The sequence below is a fragment of the Pseudomonadota bacterium genome (assembly GCA_034189865.1).
Lineage (GTDB): Bacteria > Pseudomonadota > Gammaproteobacteria > UBA5335 > UBA5335 > JAXHTV01.
In genome coordinates, this window is the sequence record JAXHTV010000007.1 from 45,253 (window position 1) to 59,626 (window position 14,374).

The 14,374-nt window shown below is 59.0% G+C and carries 15 protein-coding genes and 1 pseudogene; 2 read left to right on the plus strand and 14 right to left on the minus strand.

All coding sequences use genetic code 11. The annotated features are described in order from the left end of the window. Positions 1–21: 21 nt before the first annotated feature. The 4 genes and pseudogenes from SVU69_05255 to alaC all read right to left on the minus strand — a co-directional run bounded on the left by SVU69_05255 (position 22) and on the right by alaC (position 4,979). The gene (locus tag SVU69_05255) at positions 22–1,062 is read right to left on the minus strand and encodes a hypothetical protein (GenBank protein MDY6942405.1); all 1,041 of its coding nucleotides are present in this window, start codon (positions 1,060–1,062) and stop codon (positions 22–24) included. A gap of 183 nt (positions 1,063–1,245) precedes the next feature. Beyond that, a complete protein-coding gene (thrC, locus tag SVU69_05260; protein ID MDY6942406.1) occupies positions 1,246–2,388 on the minus strand; it encodes a threonine synthase in 1,143 nt (380 codons plus the stop codon). Between the two features lie 41 nt (positions 2,389–2,429). Beyond that, on the minus strand, positions 2,430–3,743 hold the full coding sequence (locus SVU69_05265; protein ID MDY6942407.1) for a homoserine dehydrogenase: 1,314 nt from the start codon (positions 3,741–3,743) through the stop codon (positions 2,430–2,432). Further along, positions 3,731–4,979 (minus strand): annotated as a pseudogene (gene alaC / locus SVU69_05270) (alanine transaminase). The gene SVU69_05265 and the pseudogene alaC overlap by 13 nt, the downstream one beginning before the upstream one ends. A gap of 149 nt (positions 4,980–5,128) precedes the next feature. Between alaC and SVU69_05275 the strand changes: the two are divergent. Continuing rightward, positions 5,129–5,500, plus strand: a complete 372-nt coding sequence (locus tag SVU69_05275) for an MTH938/NDUFAF3 family protein (GenBank protein MDY6942408.1) — start codon at positions 5,129–5,131, stop codon at positions 5,498–5,500. Between the two features lie 53 nt (positions 5,501–5,553). Here SVU69_05275 and rpoS read toward each other — a convergent pair whose 3' ends face one another. The 5 genes from rpoS to surE form a co-directional block, all read right to left on the minus strand. Then, positions 5,554–6,579, minus strand: coding sequence for an RNA polymerase sigma factor RpoS (gene rpoS, locus SVU69_05280; protein MDY6942409.1), 1,026 nt, complete (start codon positions 6,577–6,579; stop codon positions 5,554–5,556). 225 nt (positions 6,580–6,804) lie between these two features. Next, positions 6,805–7,560, minus strand: a complete 756-nt coding sequence (locus tag SVU69_05285) for a peptidoglycan DD-metalloendopeptidase family protein (GenBank protein ID MDY6942410.1) — start codon at positions 7,558–7,560, stop codon at positions 6,805–6,807. Between the two features lie 18 nt (positions 7,561–7,578). After that, positions 7,579–8,151 carry a YqaA family protein gene (locus SVU69_05290; protein MDY6942411.1) on the minus strand — a complete coding sequence of 191 codons (573 nt, stop codon included), beginning with the start codon at positions 8,149–8,151 and terminating at the stop codon, positions 7,579–7,581. Further along, the gene (locus SVU69_05295; GenBank protein ID MDY6942412.1) at positions 8,151–8,780 is read right to left on the minus strand and encodes a protein-L-isoaspartate(D-aspartate) O-methyltransferase; all 630 of its coding nucleotides are present in this window, start codon (positions 8,778–8,780) and stop codon (positions 8,151–8,153) included. The genes SVU69_05290 and SVU69_05295 overlap by 1 nt, the downstream gene beginning before the upstream one ends. A 26-nt stretch (positions 8,781–8,806) precedes the next feature. Further along, complete coding sequence (gene surE, locus SVU69_05300; protein MDY6942413.1) at positions 8,807–9,559, minus strand: 5'/3'-nucleotidase SurE; 753 nt, start codon at positions 9,557–9,559, stop codon at positions 8,807–8,809. Between the two features lie 241 nt (positions 9,560–9,800). On the opposite strand from surE, the gene SVU69_05305 reads away from it, so the two are divergent. Next, positions 9,801–10,343 carry a Smr/MutS family protein gene (locus SVU69_05305; GenBank protein MDY6942414.1) on the plus strand — a complete coding sequence of 181 codons (543 nt, stop codon included), beginning with the start codon at positions 9,801–9,803 and terminating at the stop codon, positions 10,341–10,343. Here SVU69_05305 and SVU69_05310 read toward each other — a convergent pair. The 5 genes from SVU69_05310 to eno all read right to left on the minus strand — a co-directional run bounded on the left by SVU69_05310 (position 10,338) and on the right by eno (position 14,332). Next, positions 10,338–11,453, minus strand: coding sequence for a tRNA pseudouridine(13) synthase TruD (locus SVU69_05310; protein ID MDY6942415.1), 1,116 nt, complete (start codon positions 11,451–11,453; stop codon positions 10,338–10,340). The genes SVU69_05305 and SVU69_05310 overlap by 6 nt on opposite strands. Further along, entirely contained in the window at positions 11,443–11,928 is a 486-nt protein-coding gene (gene ispF / locus SVU69_05315) for a 2-C-methyl-D-erythritol 2,4-cyclodiphosphate synthase (GenBank protein ID MDY6942416.1), read from the minus strand. The genes SVU69_05310 and ispF overlap by 11 nt, the downstream gene beginning before the upstream one ends. Next, complete coding sequence (gene ispD / locus SVU69_05320) at positions 11,929–12,639, minus strand: 2-C-methyl-D-erythritol 4-phosphate cytidylyltransferase (GenBank protein ID MDY6942417.1); 711 nt, start codon at positions 12,637–12,639, stop codon at positions 11,929–11,931. It lies immediately after the preceding gene. Next, positions 12,632–12,940 carry a cell division protein FtsB gene (gene ftsB / locus SVU69_05325; protein ID MDY6942418.1) on the minus strand — a complete coding sequence of 103 codons (309 nt, stop codon included), beginning with the start codon at positions 12,938–12,940 and terminating at the stop codon, positions 12,632–12,634. Before ftsB ends, ispD begins: the two co-directional genes overlap by 8 nt. Positions 12,941–13,042: 102 nt before the next feature. Beyond that, the gene (gene eno / locus SVU69_05330) at positions 13,043–14,332 is read right to left on the minus strand and encodes a phosphopyruvate hydratase (protein MDY6942419.1); all 1,290 of its coding nucleotides are present in this window, start codon (positions 14,330–14,332) and stop codon (positions 13,043–13,045) included. Positions 14,333–14,374: the final 42 nt, after the last annotated feature.

The following is a 14,374-nucleotide window of genomic DNA, read 5'->3' on the forward strand; positions in this document are numbered from 1 at the left end:
CGACGGGCGTTAGCAGCCGATTCAGGGAAACTTCAACAAGCGGTCGGACAGACCGAGGCGCCGCAAGACAGCGCTTAAGTGACGTCGCTGGAAGGTATATCGATAGCCATCCAGCGGAATCAGGGTCAGCCGTTTGACGTGATCGGAGCGAAGCCGGGCCATCAATGGCATCAACCAGGTTTCCTCCAGGGACGAAGCTGCCTCGTACCAGCCGTCAAGATCGCCATGGGCAGCCAACCGGTTCACCTGGGGCAGCAGCAACAAGACGCTGCCGTCCAGGTCATCAAAGTTCAGTTGGGCACACCCGGCGGGCGGTTCACGCCACAACGAGGCGGTGAAATCCGCCAATCCGGACAGGAAACCGCCCGGTCCGATGACGTGAGACCAGCGTTTCTGGGGTGCCGGACCAACTTCACCCTCACCCCAAAACCACAGGCTGTTGATTTCCCGCTGGCCCGTTTCCGCGCGGAGTCGGTTCACGGGATGGTCGTGGAACAGCATCTGGCATTCCGTGAGCATGGTCTGAAGAATCACGGCGTCTTCGCCCGCGGGCTGCGAATGATCGATTCGATCACCAACGACGGCGGAAAGACTTTCGGTTGCCAGGCGGAAGGGCCTGGGAAGATGTAAGTACCAGCGCCCCGACGTGGCCATCTCCAAACGATATCCGGCGCCCTCGAACGCCGCGTTATAGCTTTCCACCAGTGCCCGCGACTCCGCTGCCTGCAAGTTCAACGCGGTCTCGTCAAACAGCACCATCCCTTCGGTTCCCGCCTGAAGATTGACGGGGTCTGCACGCAGCACGGGGCCGGGCACCGCTCGCCCAAAATCCCCCAGATAACTCAAGGTGGCCACCGGCAAGTGATCTTGCACACCGGAGCCGATGCCGAACAACTTGAACAGGGCCGGCTCCAGCAATCGGGGCCGGAACTCGGCACGTTTGGCACGACACAAACAGGGACTGAGCGCCGGCAACACTTCCGCGAGCGGCAGATGAGCCTGCGGCACGCCGCGGACGGGACCGAGGATGCCAGGCACGAGAACGGTGAGATGGATCGCCATTGCGCCGCCCTTCAGATTCCGGCGTGAACGCCGGAATCTCGGCCCGATATCACGATGACCGGGCGACAACCGGCGAAACACACCAAGCGTGCGCGAGGCGTTGCTATTCTGGAGACGCCTGGGAGATGGAACCTCACCGAAGCGGCATCAACACGATGTGCATCCATGGACTGAGGCTCGCTTCTAGGCCAATCGATCGAGGATGGTTCTTTCCACCGCCTCGCGTTTCGCCTCCACGTCCAAGATCTCACTTTGCAACCGGTTGATGGCGATGTCCGGATCCTTCAAGCCGTGTCCGGTCAGCGTGCAAACCACCGTGCTGCCCGGCGGAATGCGACCCGCCTTGATATCCGAGATCGCACCGCAAACGGATGTGGCCGACGCCGGCTCGCAGAACACGCCTTCCCGGTCCGCCAGGTACTTCTGGGTTGTGACGATTTCGTCGTCGGAGAAATCCCGGAACCAACCACCGGATTCCGTTTGCGCGAGGTTCGCTTGCGTCCAGCTTTGAGGATGGCCAATACGAATGGCGGTGGCTACGGTCTCCGGCGCGTCGATCATATGCCCCTGGACGAAGGGCGAAGCGCCCGAGGCCTGATAACCGACCATTCTGGGGCGATGTTGCACCATGGGCACGTGAGTCAATTGACAGCCCCCCCCACAAAAGGCGCAGGCCTCGGTGGTTTTATGCCCGGGAGAGGTCATGAGTTCCGTATAGCCGATCCAATAGGCCGTGATATTCCCGGCATTACCCACCGGCAGACAATGGTAATCGGGCGCCCGGCCCAGCTCTTCCACGATTTCGAACGCGGCCGTTTTCTGGCCCTGGAGCCGGTAGGGGTTGATGGAATTGACCACCGTCACCGGCGCGGTATCCGCCAACTCTTTGACGAGGCGCATACCCACATCGAAGTTCCCCTTAATCTGCATCACCACCGCGCCGTGGGCCATCGCTTGCGCCAACTTGCCCATGGCAATCTTGCCGTCGGGAATAATGACAAATGCAGTGATCCCGGCGCGGGCGGCATAGGCCGCCGCCGAAGCCGAGGTATTGCCGGTGGAAGCGCAAATGATTGCGCGACTTCCTTCGGCCACCGCTTGGGTGACCGCCACGGTCATACCTCGATCCTTAAATGAACCGGTGGGATTGAGACCTTCGAATTTCACGTAAAGATGATGTTGCCCACCCAAATCGCGCTCGATGTTGTCCAAACGAATCAGCGGGGTATTACCTTCTCCGAGGCTGATAGGGCGAACATCCTCAGCCAGTGGCAGCCGATCCCGATAGCGCTCGATCAAGCCAGTGTAGCGAGGATGAAATTCCATGGGGTGGTTCTCCGATCGTAAACGTGAGTCCGTCGGCGCCGTTATTGAAACGCGTGCAGCCGAATGCGGGTAATTTGCTTGGACACCGAAACCAACTGCGCGATTTGCTTCAATGCTTCGTCTAGGCGGCCTTCTCGAACGACGTGGGTCAACAAGATGACCGGCAACTCCGCTTGACCCGGGCTCTGGGATGGTTTTTGCAGGATCGCCTCGATGCTGATGGCATGCTCGGCCAAGATGCGGGTGATATCCGCCATCACGCCCGGGTGATCCTCAACCTGCAGCCTCAAGTAGTAGGCCGCCTCCACCGATTCCATGGGGACAATCTCGGTATGTGAAATCGCATGATCCTGGAATCCCAAATAAGGAACTCGATGTTCCGGATCGGCACTGAGAACCCGAACCACATCCACCAGATCCGCCACCACCGCCGATGCCGTGGGCATCGCGCCGGCACCGGCTCCGTAGAACAACATGTCCCCTGCGGCATCACCATGAATCAAGACGGCGTTCATCACCCCATCCACACTGGCCAAAAGACCTTTGCGGGGTATCAGGGTGGGATGGACCCTCAGCTCAACGCCGCTTTCGGTTCGCTGAGCGATGCCCAAATGCTTGATCGCGTAGCCCAGCTCCGCGGCATATTCGATATCCTCATAGCCGATCGCACCGATACCTTCGGTATAAACGCGATCGAACTGGAGTGGGATACCGAAAGCGATCGCCGCCAGGATTGTCAGCTTGTGGGCGGCATCAACGCCTTCGACATCGAAGGTGGGATCGGCTTCGGCGTAACCCAGAGCCTGAGCTTCAGCGAGGGCATCGGAAAAATCCATGCCGCGATCCCGCATTTCCGTCAGGATAAAGTTAGTCGTCCCGTTGATAATGCCCGCCAGCCACTGAATGTGGTTGCCCGCCAAGCTCTCGCGTATCGCTTTGATGACGGGGATACCGCCACCGACCGCCGCCTCGAAGGCGACGATCACGCCCCGATCCCGCGCCGCCTGAAAAATCTCGTTGCCATGCTCCGCAATCAGCGCCTTGTTGGCGGTGACCACGTGTTTCCCTTCGGCGATGGCCTCAAGAACAAGCGTGCGCGTGGGTTCGAGCCCTCCCATCAGTTCCACGACCACCGAGATTTCGGGGTCTCGGATGACGGCATAGGGGTCTTCGGTCAATGCGGCCCCATCGATCGTGCAAGTACGCGGTTTGTTCAGATCTCTGACCGATGCGCGCTTCACGATGACCCGACGGCCGGCACGACGTTCGATTTCCTGTGCGCTGCGCGTAAGCAAATCCACGGTTCCGCAGCCGACGGTGCCAAGACCCAGTAGGCCGATATTCACTGCCTGCAAAAGCCCAATCTCCTCAATGAACAAAACTCAAGTCGCGAGCCATCATTAGCGTCAGGGTAGAGACTAACGGAGTACTCGACGCATGTTACGCAACGCCTGACGGGTACGATGCTCATTTTCGATCAAACTGAATCGAACGTGATCATCGCCATACTGGCCGAACCCGATGCCGGGCGAGACCGCCACCTTAGCCTCTTTGAGCAGCATTTTGCTGAACTCCAGCGACCCCATCTCCCGAAAACGCTCGGGAATGGGCGCCCAAACGAACATAGTCGCCTTGGGCTTTTCGCACTCCCAGCCCAACCGGTTCAAGCCCTCGCAGAGGACGTCCCGGCGCTTACGATACATCTCTCGGATCTCAGCGACGCAGTCCTGCGGGCCTTCCAGCGCCGCAATGGCCGCCACCTGGATGGGCGTGAAAATCCCGTAGTCCAGATAGGACTTCATACGGGCGAGCGCCTGGAGCAAAACGGGATTGCCGCACATAAAACCTACCCGCCAACCGGGCATGTTGTAGCTCTTTGAAAGCGTGTAGGACTCGATCGCCACTTCCTTCGCACCAGGCACCTGCAATATCGACGGCGCGGTGTAACCGTCGAAACACAAATCGGCGTATGCGATGTCGTGCAAAACCCAGATGCTGTGCTCACGGGCAATGGCGACGACTTTCTCGAAGAAATCCAGCTCGACGCAGTCCGTGGTGGGATTGCCGGGAAAGTTGAGAACCAACATTTTGGGCTTGGGCCAGGAATCTCGAATGGCTTTCTCGAGCTCAGCAAAAAAATCGCCGCCCGGAATCATGGGTACATGCCGGATGTCGGCACCGGCGATCACGAATCCATAAGGATGAATCGGATAGGCCGGATTGGGCACCAAGACCACATCACCCGGGCCGACTGTTGCCAATGCCAGGTGCGCCAGACCTTCTTTGGAACCGATGGTTACCAAAGCTTCGGATTCGGGATCCAGTTCCACTTGATAGCGGTCTCGATACCAATGACAAATCGCCCGCCGCAGACGGAGGATACCGCGAGACTGCGAATATCGGTGAGTGTCCCCGCGCTGAGCGGCTTCGATCAATTTGTCGACAATATGCCGCGGCGTGGGCTGATCCGGGTTGCCCATTCCGAAATCGACAATATCTTCACCACGAGCGCGGGCGGCCGCTTTCAGCTCGTTGACAATGTTGAAAACATAAGGCGGAAGACGTTGTATGCGTTGAAATCTGTGTATCAAGGTGGGTTCGTCCGATCATGTGGATCAAACAACATCCCGATCATTCACGAAGCGATCGGGATGCAAACTGGGCAAAGTACAAAGAGTCGAACCCACTGTCAATCGCCCGGCGTTATACTGTGGGTAATCCAGTCAACTTGTGAATGACGATGAAACTGCACTCGGACAGCCGAACCATCAGCCACCGGGTCAACGCTTACGCACCCGGTGAAATCCGCATTGGCGAGACCGTCTACCGTCGCTCGTTGATCGTCAACGCCGACACCCTACTGGCCGATTGGCGTCCACAAACATTTGACGCAATCGATGCGAGCGATATGGACCCGATCTTGGCGCTGGAACCGGAAGTGGTCATCTTGGGAGCGGGAATCACAGCCCGACCACCCACCTGTCGGTTCATTCCCCTATTTCATCGAGCCGGAATCGGGTTTGAACTCATGACCACCGATGCCGCGTGCCGCACCTATAACATCCTGTTGGCCGAAGGCCGGAACGTCACTGCCGCGCTGATTCTTTCATAATAACTACAGCGCGATCGGGACGGGCAGAACCACCCGCTTGATGTTTCATCATCTCAGCCAAGCAGGATATCCTGGTTTTGGCCTTCGCTCTCCATGATTTGCCGCAGTCTTTTCAAGGCATCGACTTGAATCTGGCGCACCCGCTCGCGGGTCAATCCGATTTCGCGGCCGACTTGCTCCAATGTTTCCCGCTCTCGGCCGTTCAAACCGAACCGGCGTTCCACGACTTCTTTTTGTTTCTTGGGCAACCGGGATAACCAACGGGATAAGACGGTGCGAAGATCGTGATCCTGTATCTCTTCGGACGGATCATAGCTGTTCTCGTCGGCGAGTGACTCGAGCACCGGGCGATCGTCCTCAACCCCCAGAGAGACGTCGACGGACGCCGTACGCTCGTTGAGGGTCAGCATCCGTTTTACATCGTCGAGGGGTTTGTCCACCATCTCGGCGATCTCTTCAGGGGTCGCTGTACGATGGTAAGTTTGACTGAGCTTTCGGGCGGCCCTCAGATACACGTTGATTTCTTTGATCACGTGTATTGGCAATCGAATCGTGCGCGTTTGATTCATCAATGCGCGCTCGATGGTTTGGCGAATCCACCAGGTGGCGTAAGTGGAAAATCGGTACCCCAATTCCGGGTCGAACTTGCCCACAGCGTGGATCAACCCCAAATTTCCCTCTTCGATCAGGTCAAGCAGCGGCAAACCGCGGTTGATGTAACGCCGGGCAATCTTGACCACTAAACGGAGATTACTCTCGATCATGCGATGGCGGGATGCCTCACACCCGCGTCTTGCTCGCCGGGAATAGTAAACTTCTTCTTCCGCCGTCAGCAGTGGCGAATAGCCAATCTCGTTGAGGTAAAGGCGAGTGGCGTCCATCTGAACGTCCATCTCATTCGCCCAGGAAGACGTTTTCTGTTCAGAATCACTGCCCGATTCCGCCGACAAATCCGGCGAATCGCCGCTCCCGCTGCCGGAATCCTCATTTTCTAATTTGGGCTGTTCTTTGTCGTCCCAGCTTTCGCCCAAGTTTCCCGAAATATCGACTGTCAGTTTCTCTGGCCTGCCCGCCGTCATTGCCTGCTCCTTGAGGACGAACCTCTCCGTTGACAAGGACGGGATACCCACAGAAGTGAAGGCGAAACGAAAAGGCGAAGGACCAGCGCCATAGATCGACGACGGCCAACACATACGAGATTTTTTTAAAAATCTGCTCCGCCCGGTCGAGTCCTCCGTCCACGGAATATCCGCGTCACGACTTACGGCAGAGACATTATGAGTGGTCTCAAGTAGCCCGATGGTTTAACGAGCCGGTAGATAACGCAGCGGATCAACGGGGGCTCCATCCACGCGTATTTCGAAATGCAATATGGGTTGTTGATTGTTGCCGAGCCCCATTTCGGCAATCAACTGCCCAGCGACCACTTTGTCTCCTTCCTCCACATACAACTTGCGGTTGTATGCATACGCACTTAAAAAATGATTGTTATGTTTCACGATAATAAGCTGACCGTAACCGATTAGTCCACTACCGCTGTAGACGACACGCCCGTCGGCCGCCGCGCTCACCGCACTGCCGCCCTTACCAGCGATATCAATGCCCTTGTTGCCCCGCCCCTGACTGAATCGTTCAACGACCTGCCCCTGAGCCGGCCAACGCCACACCGGCGAAGATGCCGCAACGGACGTGCTTCCCGAAGCGGATTTCGACGATGCCTTGGCTTTCGGCGAACTGGGACGGGTGGTGGAAGAAGCGGAAGGGCGCGACAAGCGCAAACGTTGCCCGATATAAATCAGATCTGGATTGTGCAATGAATTCCATGCCGCGAGATCGCGCGCGTCCAACTGATAGTACCAAGCGATGGCGTAGAGCGTCTCACCGCTCTGGACAGTGTGGTATTCAGGTCTCGGGCCTTGATGGGCCGGCGGGCGACCGGGCGAATCGGGCCAATTCAATGCCGTACTGCATCCCACCGAAACCAGCGCGAACAGACCGATCAGTCCGGCGGGACGATAGAGGCCGGTGATCCAACGCCTGATGCGGCCCGAGTTCGCCACCACCGCAAGCGGAGGCCGTTAGAGCACGAAATACATCGCGACCAGGACCGTCGCAACGCCCCAACCGATGAATTCCATGTAGTCTTTGATATAACCCTCGACCGCAGCTCCCCATCTTCCGACGATAAACGACACCAGAAAGAACCGGGCGCCACGGCCGATAAAGGAAGCCACGATGAAAGGTAACAGCGCCATACCCATAAATCCGGAGGCAATGGTGAACATCTTGTAGGGAATCGGAGAGAATCCGGCGATGAACACCACCCAAACGCCCCAGGTACGAAACAGTTCTTGGACGAGCTCCAGTTTCTCGGTGTACCCCATACGTTCGATCCATGGCGCCAAGGCGTCGAAGGCGAAATGGCCGAGGATATAACCCAGTAGACCGCCCGCCACCGACGCGATGGTGGTGAGCAACGCGAATTGTAACGCCCGATTTGGTTTCGCCAGCGCCATGGGGATCAGCATCACGTCCGGCGGTACGGGGAAAAAAGAAGACTCGGCGAAACTCACCCCGCCGAGATACCACGGTGCGTGCCGATGTCCCGCCGCACGTACGGTCCATTCGTACAACCCGGTAAACAGCTTCATCAATACCCCTCGACTAGCGGCACAAAGTTGACGGATTCAAGGACTTCTTCCTCGTACGCCCCCCCAGTGCGATGAATAACCCGTAACTGTTGCTCCTGCGTTCCACCAATCGGAATCACCAAACGGCCACCCACGGTGAGTTGCTCGAGCAGCGCGAGCGGAAGATCTTCCGGCGCCGCAGTCACCAGAATGCCATCGTAGGGGGCATTTTCTTCCCACCCCCAGTGACCATCACTGTGACCACAAACCACATTACGGATGCCGAATCGCTTCAAGCGAATTTTCGCCTGCGTGAACAGCTCCGGAATCCGCTCTACAGTAAAGACCCGAGGCACAAGCTGAGAGAGAATCGCGGACTGATACGCCGATCCGGTACCCACCTCGAGCACCCGCTCGGGCGCATGTCCGGCGAACAAAGTCTCTGTCATCTTCGCCACGACATAGGGCTGGGAGATGGTTTGACCGTAACCGATGGGCAGCGCCACATCCTCGTAGGCCCGACTGGCCAGCGCTTCGTCGACGAACAAATGACGTGGCATGTTCCCCATCAACTCGAGCACCCGCTCATCGCCGATTCCCCGTTCGGCCAGGCGTCGCACCATACGGGCCCGAGTCCGCTGGGACGTCATCCCCACCCCTTGCAAGCGAATATCGCTCACAACTCAAACCCTTTCAGCCAACCCGCCACGGCCTCCAAACCAGTGTACTGGGTCAGGTCGACCTGAACCGGGGTCACGGAAACGGCAGCGTCGGCAACGGCATGAAAATCGGTACCCGGCCCGGCATCCGCTTCGGCGCCGGCCGGACCCACCCAGTAGATGGGTAAGCCGCGCGGGTCGTGGCTCTTGATCACGCGCTCCGCGCGGTGTCGGCGTCCCAAGCGAGTCGCCACCACGCCGCGAATTTGATCCATCGGCAAATCGGGCACATTCACATTGAGGATGGTATCGGCCGGCAGCGGATTGACGCGCAAGCGAAGCACCAGCTTTTTCACAACTTCGGCCGCCGTCTCGTAGTGACATGGGTTCTCGGAGACCAGCGAAACCGCAATGGCCGGCAGACCCAGGAACCGCCCCTCTACGGCGGCAGCCACCGTACCGGAATAGAGCACGTCATCCCCCATATTCGCACCGGCATTGATGCCGGAGACCACCATGTCGGGCAACTCATCGAGTAAGCCCGTGATGGCGAGGTGAACGCAGTCCGTCGGTGTGCCGTCCACACAACTGACGTTATTCGGGCCTTCGTGAACGCGCAGGGGTCGATTCAGGGTGAGGGAGTTACTGGCACCACTTCGATTTCGGTCCGGCGCCACCACGATCACATCGGCGATTTCCGACAAACCCTCACACAGCACCCGCAGCCCGCGAGCTTGGCAACCGTCATCGTTACTGAGCAAGATCCGCACGGTGTTCCTTTTTTGAATCCAGCTGAAGCGTGATACCTTTTGGCTGACCGTGAAACCTTCTGTCAACGCGCCGGTCAGAACAGTCTGGGACTGCGCATGATAAGGTCCTGCGCGGCGTGAAATTTCACCGGGTCGCCCAGGCAAAACTATACTCGAACCGGTCGCGAGTCACCTAGTTTTGTCGAATGGCATCAGATCGCCAGGCGGCCGTCATGGCGACAGACGCAAACAGGCATTGTCCATGAACGACGAAAACGACCTGTCCTCAAAAGACGCCGAATTGTTTCGCGAGGCGATGTCGGATGTTCGTGTACTGAAACACGATCGCGTCTCACTTCGACGCACGCCGCCCACCGCCGAGCCCCATTTTACGCGCAAAGATGAAGCCGCCGCATTGCGGGAATCTCTACTTGGGCCCACTGATATCGAGCTGGAGTCCGGCGAGGAATTGTTTTTTGCCCGGCCTGAGATCCGACGCACCGCATTGCGAAAACTTCGTCGCGGTCAATACGTGGTTGAGGACGTGCTCGATCTGCACGGCTTAAACCGCCACCAAGCGCGCCAAGCAGTGAACGAATTCCTGCACGAGGCCTGTACCGCTCGGATGGGCTGCGTTCGTATCATTCACGGCAAAGGACTGCGCTCACCGCAACAACGCGCTATTTTGAAGCACAAGCTCAACACGTGGCTTACCCATTGCGAGGCGGTCTTGGCCTTTTGTTCCGCGCGCCCCCACGATGGGGGTACTGGCGCCGTTTACGTTCTGCTCAAGCGGCGCTCATAAACCCTTCGCCTCACCGCGCTCCAACGTCGGCTCGCCGGTGTCCAACAACTCGCGAAGCAAACTCGTTGCATAAGCGCCGGCGGGCAGGAAGAAAGACACATTCATCTCGTCACTATCGACGATCTGCCACTTCAAATCCGAGGGATAAACGCGTAAGGCGCGCCGCTGATGCGCCATTCCCTCGCCGGCCAGCAGCGCACACAATTCCGGATAATCAGCCGCCACGGCACGTTCGAGTTCCTTCACGGCACCGTCTGTCGGTGGCTCACCCGCGCCCCACATGGGCCCGGTGACGTTTAACTCTCCCGCAGCGGTCCGTCGTGCCAGCGCTTCGCCATCCTGTTCAGAATCGAACAGAAAATGACTGCCCCGCCCCGCCAGCTGCAAGATATCGCCGGCTTGAGACTGATTCCAACTTCCGGAGCGCACGCGGGCATCGAGCACGGCGTTGAAAATCTCACTGCGGGCCGCCGAAAGGGCCATCGTTCGCTCTCCCCGTCCAGCGCGACGTGGACGGCGAGATTGCGCGGTCAGCGCGCGGGCCTGCTGTAGATTGCTGCCGTCACGACCGAACCGTTGGGGCCCGAAGTAGTTGGGAAAGCCCTCTTTGCTAATCATCTCCAAGCGCCGCTGCAACGCGATGCCATCGGCGGCCAGGTCGCGTATACGCAAGTTGAACCGATTGCCGCGCAAGGCGCCTACCCTGAGCTTTCGATTGTGCTGAAAAACCTGCAACACTTGAGCACAGCCTTCGGTCTCCGTGGACAAAGCCGCGTGCCAGTCGGGCGCAGGACGGCCGGCCAAATCAACTGAGAACCACTGCTCGGTCACCGCGTGGCGGTCTTTCCGCCCGGCATAACCCACCGCAGCGCTCGGCACGCCAGCCACACGGGCCAGTTTGGCCGCCAACCAAGTGGTATTCGCTTCACGCTTTTGAATAAAGAGCAGTACGTGCTGACCGCTTTGCGCCGGCTCGAATGCCAAGACTTCCTGCACTAGAAAGTCTTCCGGCACCTGTCGTGTCACGCCTCGTCCCACCGGACCGCCCCAGGCATAGGCCAACGGCTGCGAGCCGCCCCCAACAACCGAAACCGGAGACTCAGCGGACATTGCCGGTCTCAACGAGCAACACCACCGCTTCCGCCGCGATACCTTCCTCCCGGCCGATGAAACCCAAACGCTCGGTGGTGGTGGCCTTGAGGTTGACACGGGTCGTGCTGACCCCGAGATCAGAGGCCAAATGCGCACACATTTGTTCGATATGGGGCTTAAGCTTGGGCGCCTGGGCGATGACGGTGATATCTGCATTACCGACCTGCAGCCCCAGCTGCTCAATCAGCCACACCACGTGCCGGAGCAAATCCCGGCTGTCAGCGCCCTGCCACTTGGGATCGGTGTCCGGAAAATGGCTACCGATATCGCCCAGCCCCGCAGCACCGAGCAGAGCATCACAAAGGGCGTGAATGGCCACATCCCCGTCGGAATGGGCGACAACACCTCGGGGGTAAGGAATGCGCACTCCGCCCACAATGACGCAGTCACCCGGCCCGTAGGCGTGGACATCATAACCGTGACCAACACGCACTTAGTGTTCCCCCCGCTGAGCCCAGCTGCGGTGTATCGCCTCGGCCATCACCAAATCGGCCGGGGAAGTGATTTTAATGTTATCCGCCCGGCCTGGCACCAAATGAGGTCGACCGCCAACTTGTTCCATGGCCGAGGCTTCGTCGGTGACTGTCCATTGTTCGTCGACGGCACGTTCCAATGCATCGCGCAACTCGGCGTAGGGAAACATCTGAGGGGTAAAAGCTCTCCAGATGCCAGTGCGGGACAGGGTGTCGCGGACACATCCCTCGTCGTCCGCGCGTTTTAACGTGTCAACCACCGGTGCGGCCAACAGGCCGCCGGCGAAACCCGGCGCCGCGGAAGCCAACAACCGTTCAAGATCGGTGCGGTGAAGACAGGGACGCGCCGCATCGTGAACCAACACCCAGTCGCCGGACTCGGCCGTGTCTTCAAGACGAATCAAGCCACTTAGAACGGAATACATCCGTTCCTGCCCACCCGGCGCCAAGACAATACGGGCATCGCGAGAGACGGCCAGTTGTGGCCAGTGCGTATCCGCCTGCCCCAGAACCACCACGATACCGGCCACGCTCGGCTCGGCCAGAAACGGCGCCAGAGACCATTCGATGACGGTCCGGCCGGCCAATGGTAGATACTGCTTGGGAATTCGCGAGGCCATGCGCGATCCGACACCGGCGGCCGGTACCACGACCCAAAACCGGCTATTCATCGTTCTGAGCGGCTTGTTCTCGTTCCGGCCGCTGATCCACGACGTGGTAGAACACTTCGTCGCGACCCACCATCCCCAGTTCCTGACGCGCGCGCTCCTCCACGGCATCGAGTCCCTGCTTGAGGTCTCTGACTTCCGCCGACAAGGCTTCGTTGCGGGCCCGAAGTCCGCGATTCTCGCTTTCTATCTGTTGGATCTGCGCATCCAGACGGCGCCGGAGCGGATAGCCGTCGTCTGCCAACCAGATCTGGAACTGCAGCGCCAACAGCAGCAACACAAGCGCCGAAACGATCCATTTCACGGCCAGTAAACTCCACCTATCTCGCCCCAATCACGCTCGGAACAACCGCCGTCGTGCGCCGGGGCCATTGCGCAGACCCGACGCGCGAGGCGATCGAGCTGACTAACCGTCAAGTCGAATCGGGAAGGCAGCCAATCCCGGGTAGTGCGAGCGGTCGCCCAACCCGGCCTCGATCCGCAGCAGCTGATTGTACTTGGCGACCCGGTCGCTGCGACAAAGGGACCCGGTTTTGATCTGCGTGGCGCTGGTGGCCACCGCCAAATCGGCGATGGTGTCATCTTCCGTCTCGCCAGACCGATGAGAGACGACGGCGCTGTAGCCTGCGTCGGTCGCAGTCTTGATGGCGTCCAGCGTTTCGGTCAGGGTACCAATCTGGTTGACCTTAATCAGGATGGAATTGGCCACGGCGCGCTCGATGCCCTGACGCAGAATCTTCGTATTGGTGACGAACAAATCGTCGCCCACCAATTGCACCCGCTGACCAAGCCGCTCGGTCAATACCGACCATCCGTCCCAATCGTCTTCGGCCATGCCGTCCTCGATGGAGATAATCGGGTAGCGATCTACCAAATCGGCGAGGTAATCGCAGAACTCTGCCGAACTGAACTGTTTGTTTTCCGAGTCCAGGTGATATTTGCCATCGCGGTAAAACTCCGAACTGGCCGCATCCAGGCCGAGGTAGATGTCTTTACCGGCGGTGTAGCCCGCCTGCCCGATGGCTTCCAGGATGGTTTGCAAAGCTTCCTCATTGGAGGACAGATCCGGCGCGAAACCACCTTCATCGCCAACCGCTGTATTCAAACCCCGTTTACGCAGAACTTTTTTCAGGGAATGGAAAATTTCGGTACCCTGCCTGAGCGCTTCGCTAAAGCTGGGGGCACCGACTGGCAGGATCATAAATTCCTGGATATCCACGTTGTTGTCGGCATGGGCACCGCCATTGACGATGTTCATCATCGGCACCGGCATACCGGTGGCGCTGTCGCCGCCCAAGTAGGCATAAAGCGGCCTTCCGGCCTGGGCAGCAGCCGCTTTCGCCGCGGCCAGGGAGACGGCAAGAATGGCATTGGCGCCGAGGCGGGATTTGGTTTCCGTGCCATCCAGCTCGATCATTCGCTGGTCAAGCGCGGACTGATCTTCGGCGTTCATCCCGGCCAGAGCACCGCGAATCTCGCCGTTGACATGGGAGACCGCCTTGCGAACGCCCTTACCGAGATAGCGAGAGGCATCGCCGTCACGCAGTTCAACGGCTTCACGGGTGCCGGTGGAGGCGCCGGATGGAACCGCCGCGCGCCCTCGGGCGCCAGTCTCCAGCACCACTTCGGCTTCGACGGTGGGGTTACCCCGGGAATCGAGTATTTCCAAACCGCGGATCTCGGAAATCTTTGCCATGTTCACTCCCTTCCTATTCGTTTCGCGCCGCGGGCCCGTATA